The 8,069-nt window shown below is 70.5% G+C and carries 8 protein-coding genes; 6 read left to right on the forward strand and 2 right to left on the reverse strand.

The genetic code is table 11. The features are described 5' to 3' along the window. The 5 genes from MJ785_RS16450 to MJ785_RS16470 all read left to right on the forward strand — a co-directional run. Positions 1–786, forward strand: a 786-nt coding sequence (locus tag MJ785_RS16450; protein WP_239381640.1) for an amidohydrolase family protein, incomplete at its 5' end; no start/stop codon positions are given. Next, the gene (locus MJ785_RS16455) at positions 786–1,517 is read left to right on the forward strand and encodes a glycosyltransferase family 2 protein (protein WP_370651668.1); all 732 of its coding nucleotides are present in this window, start codon (positions 786–788) and stop codon (positions 1,515–1,517) included. The genes MJ785_RS16450 and MJ785_RS16455, both read left to right, overlap by 1 nt. A gap of 73 nt (positions 1,518–1,590) precedes the next feature. Beyond that, a complete protein-coding gene (locus MJ785_RS16460; RefSeq protein ID WP_239311631.1) occupies positions 1,591–2,553 on the forward strand; it encodes an ABC transporter ATP-binding protein in 963 nt (320 codons plus the stop codon). Then, entirely contained in the window at positions 2,550–3,461 is a 912-nt protein-coding gene (locus MJ785_RS16465; RefSeq protein ID WP_239381642.1) for an ABC transporter permease, read from the forward strand. The genes MJ785_RS16460 and MJ785_RS16465 overlap by 4 nt, the downstream gene beginning before the upstream one ends. 249 nt (positions 3,462–3,710) lie before the next feature. Next, positions 3,711–4,259: a hypothetical protein gene (locus MJ785_RS16470; RefSeq protein WP_239311628.1), complete on the forward strand. Its 549-nt coding sequence runs from the start codon at positions 3,711–3,713 to the stop codon at positions 4,257–4,259. A gap of 32 nt (positions 4,260–4,291) precedes the next feature. Here MJ785_RS16470 and MJ785_RS16475 read toward each other — a convergent pair whose 3' ends face one another. After that, entirely contained in the window at positions 4,292–4,969 is a 678-nt protein-coding gene (locus MJ785_RS16475; protein WP_239311626.1) for an LON peptidase substrate-binding domain-containing protein, read from the reverse strand. A 295-nt stretch (positions 4,970–5,264) separates the two neighbouring features. Here MJ785_RS16475 and MJ785_RS16480 point away from each other — a divergent pair, with 295 nt between their 5' ends. Beyond that, entirely contained in the window at positions 5,265–5,780 is a 516-nt protein-coding gene (locus MJ785_RS16480; RefSeq protein WP_239381644.1) for a hypothetical protein, read from the forward strand. Here MJ785_RS16480 and MJ785_RS16485 read toward each other — a convergent pair. Then, on the reverse strand, positions 5,777–7,888 hold the full coding sequence (locus MJ785_RS16485) for a hypothetical protein (RefSeq protein WP_370652965.1): 2,112 nt from the start codon (positions 7,886–7,888) through the stop codon (positions 5,777–5,779). The two genes, MJ785_RS16480 and MJ785_RS16485, sit on opposite strands and share 4 nt — an antisense overlap. Between the last annotated feature and the right edge of the window lie 181 nt (positions 7,889–8,069).

Raw genomic sequence — 8,069 nt, forward strand, 5'->3', positions numbered from 1 at the left:
GACCGGGCGCGCGGGGGCCGGGGCGGGTCGAACGGCGTTATGCCGGGCCGAGACGACCCGGCTGGCCGGAACGGGGCCGGACAGGACCCGCTCGACGCGCTGGCTGTGGCCGACAGCCCCGCCGCGGCCCGCAAAGTCGTCACCAGCCTCATCGCGGACGGTGTTGATCTCATCAAGGTGTGTCTCGGGGACGTTGCGGGCCCGGCGCGGCCTGGGCGGTCGCCACTGCGTTACGACGAGCTCGCGATCGTGCTGGAAGCCGCGCATACGGCCGGGCTACCGGTGATCGCGCACGCGCTGACCGTCGCAGCGGTGGAGCTGGCGCTGCGGGCGGGCGTGGATGAGCTCGCCCACGTCCCGCTGGAGCCGCTGCCGCCCGAGACCGTCGACCGGATCGCCGCCGCTGGCGTGCCGGTGGTGTCGACCCTGCAGTGTCACTCCGGGGCCGGCCCCGTGCCTGGGCGCAACGCGGCGCTGCTCCATCGCGCCGGTGTTTCCCTGATCTACGGTACCGATGCGGGCGGCGCGGGTAACCGTCCGCCCGGCGTCGATCCCCGGGAACTCGACCGGCTGGCCTATGCCGGGCTGGGCCGCCTCGGCGCGCTGCGCGCGGCGACCTCCGGCGCGGCGCGGGCAGCCGGGCTTGACGGCCAGCGGCCGTCGGGGCGTATCGAAGCGGGAGCGTACGCGGCCGTGGTCGGGCTCCCCGCGGACCCCCTGGTCGAGCCTGCGGCCTGGCGCCACCCGACAGTGGTGGTCAACGGCCAGCGGATGATCACGGCGTAATGTTCGCGAATGTGAAGCTTTCTGTCTTGATGCCGGTGTTCAATGAACAGGCCACACTCGCGTCCGCGGTCAAGCGGGTGCTTGATGTCAGCTACCCCTGCGAGGTCGAGCTCGTAGTGGTCAACGACGGCAGCACGGACGGGACCCGGGCGATTCTCGACGGCATCGATGATCAGCGAGTGGTTGTCGTCCACCAGGCCGTGAACCGTGGCAAGGGCGCGGCGGTCCGGGCCGCGAGCCAGCTCGCAACCGGTGACTACCTCGTCATCTGCGATGCGGATCTTGAGTATGCGCCCGAAGAGATCCCGGCGCTGCTCGAGCCGGTTGTCGCTGGCCAGGCCCAGGTTGTCTACGGTTCGAGGACGTTCAGCAGCAACACCGCGTACTCGTTCTGGTATGTGATGGGCAACAAGGCGGTTACGCTTGCCGCGAACATCCTGTTCGACAGTTACATTTCCGATCTGGAAACCTGTTTCAAGCTGATGCCGCTCAGCCTGTACCGCGAGCTGGACGTCGTCCGGGTCGGTTTCGGGATGGAGGCCGAGGTGACAGCCAAGCTGCTCGCCCGTGGTATCCGGCCGTTCGAGGTGCCGATCAGCTACAAGGCCCGCACCCGGGCGGACGGGAAGAAACTGACCTGGAAGGACGGGGTCGAGGCGTTGTGGATACTGGGCTCGCTGCGGGTCCGGACCCACGGTCAGGCCCGCCGGCCGGCGAAGGGCGAGTGCTGAACGTGGCCGGGACAGGCAGCGGGCATATCCCGCGCCCGCCCTCCGGCCACCCCCATGCGCGTGGGCTGCGACAATGGGCCGCGTGCTGAGCTACGCCGTGCGTGGGCTCACCCGCCGGCACGGCGTCGGTGAGCGTGCCGTCCTCGCCACGTGCGACCTCGACCTCGACATCGAGCGGGGCGAGGTGTTCGGCGTCCTCGGGCCGAACGGGGCCGGGAAGACCACGCTGGTGCGCCAGCTCATGGGGCTCATCCGGCCGGACGCAGGGTCGATCGAGATGCTCGGGTGGGACATCGTCGCCCGGCCGGACATCCCGCCCCGGCTGGCGGCCTATCTCGGTCAGGCTGACACGGCCCTCGCGGATCTCCCGGTGGGTGTCGCGGTGGAGACGACCGCCCGCCTGCGCGGGCTGGGCCGCGCCGCTTCCCGGGCGGCCCGGACAGCCGTCATGGACGAGCTCGGGCTGGCGCCGATCGCGAGCCGGCCGCTGCGGCACCTGTCCGGTGGCCAACGCAGGCTGGCCGCGGTTGCCTGCACGCTGGTCGGCGACCGCCAGGTGCTCGTCCTGGACGAACCGACGACCGGGCTGGACCCGACGGCCCGGCGGGCGGTGTGGTCGGCGCTGCAACGGCGCCGCGCCACCACGGGCGTCACCGTGCTGCTGGTCACGCACAACGTCCTGGAGGCGGAGACGGTCCTCGACCGTGTCGCCGTCCTCGACGCCGGCCGGGTGATCGCCTGTGACACTCCCGGGCGGCTCAAGGCGTCGGTGAGCGGGGACGTCCGGCTGGATCTGGTCTGGCGGTCCGAGCCGCCGCGCGATGACCCGACCATCGTGCGGCTCGCCCAGCACGCTGAGATCACCGGTCACCGGTGGAGCACGCGGATGACCGCGGCCGACGCGCGCGAGGCACTCGCGCGGCTCACGGCCGGTCCGGCCTTCGCCGCCCTCGACGACTTCACCCTGGCGACGCCGTCCCTTGAGGATGTCTACCTTGCCCTTGGTGGCGCGTCCCGCACCCTGGAGCGCACATGACCGCCGCCGCGTATAACGCGATATCCCAGTCCACCGGTGAGCCATCCCTGGCTCAGAGCGGTGCTGGTCAGAGTGGTGCCGGTCAGAGCTGTGCCGGTCAGGACGGCGGCACGGTGGGTGCCGCCGTGACCGTGGCTGGCGCTGTGCTGCTGCCACCCAGCACCCGCTTCGGTCCGGCGCTGCGCGCTGTCTACGCCGGTCAGCTTGCACGCGGGCGGGTGGCCCGGGTGCCGCTGTTGTTCGTCGCGGCCTTCCAGTCCCTCGGGATCATGCTGTTGCTGCGGGGGGTCGTCGACACCGGAAACGAAACAACCAGCGAACAGGTGGTCGCGGGGTCAACCGTGCTGGTGGTGGCCTTCGTCGCGCTCAACCTGCTCGCGCAGCGCTTCGGGGCGCTGCGCGCGGCCGGGGCGCTCGACTACTACCTGACGTTGCCGATTCCCGGCAGCGCGGTGGTCCTCGGCACCGCCGCGTCCTATGCCTCGTTCGCGGTGCCGGGGACGGTCATCACGGCCGTGGTGGGCGCGCTGCTCTTTGACCTTCCGCTGTCGGGCCTGTGGCTGTTGCTACCGGTGGCCGCCTTGGCGGGCGCCTCGCTCGCCGGTATCGGGGCCGCGATCGGCCTGCTTGCCCCACGGCAGGAACTGGCCACCGTCGCCGGGCAGGTCGGCATGAGTGTCGTGCTGTTCGTGGGCATCATCCCGGCGGACCGGCTGCCCGCCGGAGCCAACGTGCTACGGGACCTGGTGCCCAGCACGTACGCGGTGGATGTGCTGGCCGCCGCGTTCCGCCCGTCCGTCGACTGGGCCGCGGCCGCCGCGGACCTGTTGGTGTGCGCGGTGGTCGCGGTCATCACGCTGACCGCGGCCAGCATGGCGCTGCGGCGTGCCGGCAATGCCCGGGGCTAGCGCGTGCCTGATGGATCGTCGGCCGCGCGGATCGATGCCCAGCAGGCGTCCTGCCACGCTGCCGTCGGTCCGGGCAGAGCCCCAAAGGCCGCGAATGTCACAAATATCATGGATGCCACAGATGTCAGCGATAAATGAATGGTGACAAAGCCGTTGCCGGACGCGCACGATGCAGGAACGCCGGGCTCACCCCAGGCTCCGCGGCCGCGCGCTCTCGGGGGGGTCGCCGCCGATTCGGATGACCCGTACGTGACCACTGACCGTGGCTACCGTTTCTGGGCGGTGGGACGGGCCGAGATCCTCACCGGTGTCGTGTGCGCGGTTGCCATGGCCGCCGCTGGGCTGTTGCTCGGACTGCTCTGGGCCGCGGCGGCTCCGCGTCTGGATGTCCGGGCCGCGATTGACGGAAGCGAGCTCGCTTTCGGCGCTCAGGCCGGGGCTGACGTGTACTTCGCCATGATCTGCGGGGTCGGTGGCCTGGCCGGGGGAGCGTTCGCGTTCTGGCGGGGCCGCAACGGAGGCTGGCCGGTTCCGGTGGGACTCGCGCTGGGCGGGATCGCCGGGTCCGTGCTGGCCAGCTGGATCGGCCACGGGCTGCGTTCCGCGCGGGTCATCGCGCAGCTTCCGCACGAGGCTGGTGATCTTGCCGTCCAGCTTGTCGACTTCCGGTTACGGTCGTCCGGCTTCCTGCTCGTCCTGCCCAGCGTGTCGTTGTTCACGCTCGCGATCCTGAGCTGGTTGTCGGTCTCGCTGAGGTCGCGTGGTGGAGCGGGCCGGCCGGCTGATCCGACGGGCTGAGAAGGACAGCCGCGGGCGGGGCCGCCCACTGTTCAGTTCGCGCTGGGGGTGATCCGGATGTGCTCGTCAGAGGCGATGGCGGTGAACCGTTCGAGGAGCCCGAGCTCACGGCGGAGAATTGTCCGCTCGGCCCGCAACCGGGCCGCGGCGTCGGGCGCGGCGAGCAGCGCCTGGCGTTCGGCTGTCTGGGTCACCATCGAGGCCGCGACCACATAGGACAACATCCGGGGATCATCGGGAAGATCGGGAAGTCGGATCTCGGCGGCCCGGGAGGTGGCGAGCCGGGCGGCGTAGTCGCGGAGCAGCTTCGCCACGACGGGGACCTGGGCGGCCGCCTCCTGGGCGTCACCGATGCCGTCGCTGAGGTACTCCACGTCACCCATGAGGTAGGGGCGGCTGGTCTGGTCCACCGCGAGCACCCGGAACCTTGCTCCGCCCGAGGTAACGATCGAAAAACGTCCGTCGGCATGTGGGTCGACCCGGCGGAGGTTCGCGGTGCAGCCAATCTCGTGGAAGACCGGTATGCGGTCCGTCCCGGTCTCCCGCCCGTGGCGGATGGCGACGACTCCGAAGCGGCGCGGTTCGCCCGCGGCAAGGTCCAGCAGGTCGGCGACGAGCACACGGTAGCGCTGCTCGAAGATCTCCAAGGGGAGCAGGAGACCAGGGAGCAGCACGGTTCCCAGCGGGAACAGGGCCAGTCGTTCGGTCATGGCGGGAACACCCGTTTCAGGTCGGGGCGGGTCCTGGGCGCTGGACGCGATCAGGCTCCGAGCTCATGATGGGCCAGTCGCCCGGTGAACGCTCGATGTCGTGTCGGCACGCTCGGCTGCCGTGCGGACGGTGACCGGGCGGGATCGTGCGTGCGTCGCTGAGGGCCGTTCGTGGTCCGCGCTGTCCGGCGCTGTCCGGCGCTGTCCGGGTGCGCCGACGGTGTATGGACAGCTGTGCGTTACTGTTATGCGACATATGGTTGCCCAGATGTGGGGTGTGGCGGGAGGCGTTTGCGTGGTCGAACCCACACCGGAGCTGCTGGTCGTCATCGCGTCGGCAGGGTCTGTGCCGTCGCGCGGGCCTGCTGGTCCCGAGGACGCCGGTGATGATCCAGGCGACCGGGACACGGAGCCGGCAGCGGCCGGGAGCGACCAGCGGCAGGTGATCGGCACGCTGCGCGGCTTGGCGCGGGTCACCGCGATTCTGCTACCGCGGCTTGCCCTGGTCGTGTCCCCGCCGGGGGGCGCCGACGCGCTGGCCCGCCTGCCCGGTGTCGTAGGCGTGTTCACCCACACCGTGCCGGCGGGCCTGCGCGAGACCCTGACCGCGACGGAGAACCTTTTCGTCGACGCCTGGCTCGCACGTCTGGCAGGCAAGCGGCGGCTGGGGGAGGGAATGCCCTGGGACGCCGCCGATCGGCTTTCCCCCGAGCGGCAGCGCCCGGACCCGCCGGATCGGTTTCGCCGCTCCGGCGGAAACCCGGGTGATTCCCCGGGACCCGGTCCACGGGCGGGCTGCCAGCCGGACTAGAAGATCCGGCTGGGGGGCAACCAGTCAAATGTCCCCGACGACGTACGCGCCATGGCATACAGCCGGTCGCCGACTCTCGCGACGACCTCCAGATGCCGGTCGAACGAACTTTGGATCATTGTCACCGTGTCGACGTGCCCGAGCTCGGTGGCGAACACCCGCGGCGCGCTCCACGGAAAGCCGGACGCGTCGTTGTCCCGCCACAGGTGGACCAGGCCGCCGGCGGCGGATGGCGCGACGACCTCGAAGTTGCCTATCCGGCCGAACTGGCTCTGGACGAGCACGGGATTACCGGCCGTGCCTTCGGCGAACACCACTGAGGTCCGCCACAGCCCGTCATCGGCGCGGTAGAGGTGCACGAGCCGGCCACCGACCGACGCGACGGCCTCCAGATTGCCGGCGCCCAGGCCGCCGGCGCCGAAGCTGCTCTGGATGAGGCTGACCGAATCGACCCGGCCGAGGTTCGCCGCCACGAGAACGGGCCGGCTCCACGGGTAACCGGCGACGTCGTTGTCACGGGAGAGGTACAGCAGGCCGACGTCTGGAGCCGGGACGAGCAGCTCGAACGTACCCAGCCGGCCGAACCGGCTGTGGATCAGCGACGGCATCCCCGCGGCGCCGTTCACCAGCTGGGTGGGCTCGTGCCAGCGCAGCGACGATCCGCTGTCGCGCCAGAGGAACACCAGCGAGGTGCCGGTCCGGGCGATCACCTCCAGCGCGCCGGGGGCCGCGAGCCGGCTCTGGATCATGGTGAGCGCGTCGATCCGGCCGATTGCCTGCGCGATCTGGGTCGGCTCCCGCCAGGGCAGGCCCGGGGCGTCGTTGTCACGCCACAGGTGGGTCATGCCGGCGAACGCGGAAGGCACGACCAGCTCGAAGTTGCCGGCCTGGCCGAAGTCGCCCTGTACCAGGACCGGGTTGCCAGCCACCCCGCGGCCCCAGCCGATGTGGCTCGGGGTGTACCGGCACATCTCGAAGCTGTTGGAGCGCATCAGGCAGGTCATGCTGTCGGGTGCGCAACTGTCACAGTTGCCGTTGGGGGCCCCGAACCGTCCCCAGGCGCCACCGCAGCCGCAACCGCTGGCGGCGTACTCGTCCGGGCAGCCGAAGATGTGCCCGGTCTCGTGGGCGAACACGCGGTCGAGGTTGTCCGGGCCCCAACCGTCGTTGTCGTAGGACAGGACGAGCCGGGGGCCGCCGACCGAGCTGTAGGCGAAGTCGGACAATGGGTACTTGGTGACGAACGCGCAGTAGGACCATCGCGTGCCATGGAACTCGCGTAGATCGTCGACGAACTCGTACACCCCGTCGAAGTTCGGCGTGTATCCGAGCTGGCCCATGGCGGAATCCCGCCAGAGCGCCTCCAGATCGGCGGCGGCGGGGTTCGCGGGCGTCGAGATCCGGACGATCCTGATGTCGTAGCTGAAGGTGAGGTCCGCGGCGGGATTGGTGGTTGCATACCAGGACAGCCCGTTCTGGACCTCCGCGACGACCTTGGTGCGTTCCGCGGCGGTGAACTGGAGATCGGCTGTCGGCCCCTCGACGATGACCAGACCGATGGCGATGCTGCCTTCCATGAAGCCGCTGGTGGGCATGGCGGGAGCGGCGTGCCCGACCGGTTCGCCCGTCTGGTCGCCGGCGGCGGTGGCGATGGGGGTGGCGGTCAGCGGCCGCGCTGTGCCCGCGCCGGGGGAGCCGGGGGAGCGCTCGGCCGGGGGGCTGCTGACGGCGTCCGGGGCACGTCTGGGCGAGCTTCGTGGCGGCGGGACATCGGTACAGGATCGGTCCATGTCCCAGGCTTCGTCGGCCCTGATCCGGTCCTGCTTGGCCCGCATGTAGTCGGCGCTGTTCCGCAGCTGGAAGGCTGCCAGGCCGAGGCGCTCGATCCGGTTCAGCTCAGCTGGGTCAATCACGGTGATGTGCGTCTCAGTGGTTGGGGTGGCACGCGCGTTCGGTCGCGGGGAGGAGGTCGCGCCGGCCGTGTTGACGATATTGAGCCGGCCGTAGCGGTGGAGTATCCGCGTGCCCTCCCGCGCGGCCGTGAGCGGTTCGGCCGGATCCGCTTCCCCGGCAGGCGCGCCGCTCGCCTGCGCATCCGTATGAATCATGACAATTTGTTCGTTGGCTGGTAGGTCCCCCGCCATGGGTGATCTGTGTCCCTTCCGCTGGGCAGCTGTGCGGAGTTGTACCGGGTTGATCTAGAGTTGTGTTGCGTTTGAGAAAACCGCATACGCGAAAACCGCGTCGGCTCTGTGCCAGGGCGCGTTGGTGCCCCGGTACGCGCTGGTG

Origin of the sequence: Protofrankia sp. CiT1, from assembly GCF_917627335.1 — a bacterium.
Lineage (GTDB): Bacteria > Actinomycetota > Actinomycetes > Frankiales > Frankiaceae > Protofrankia.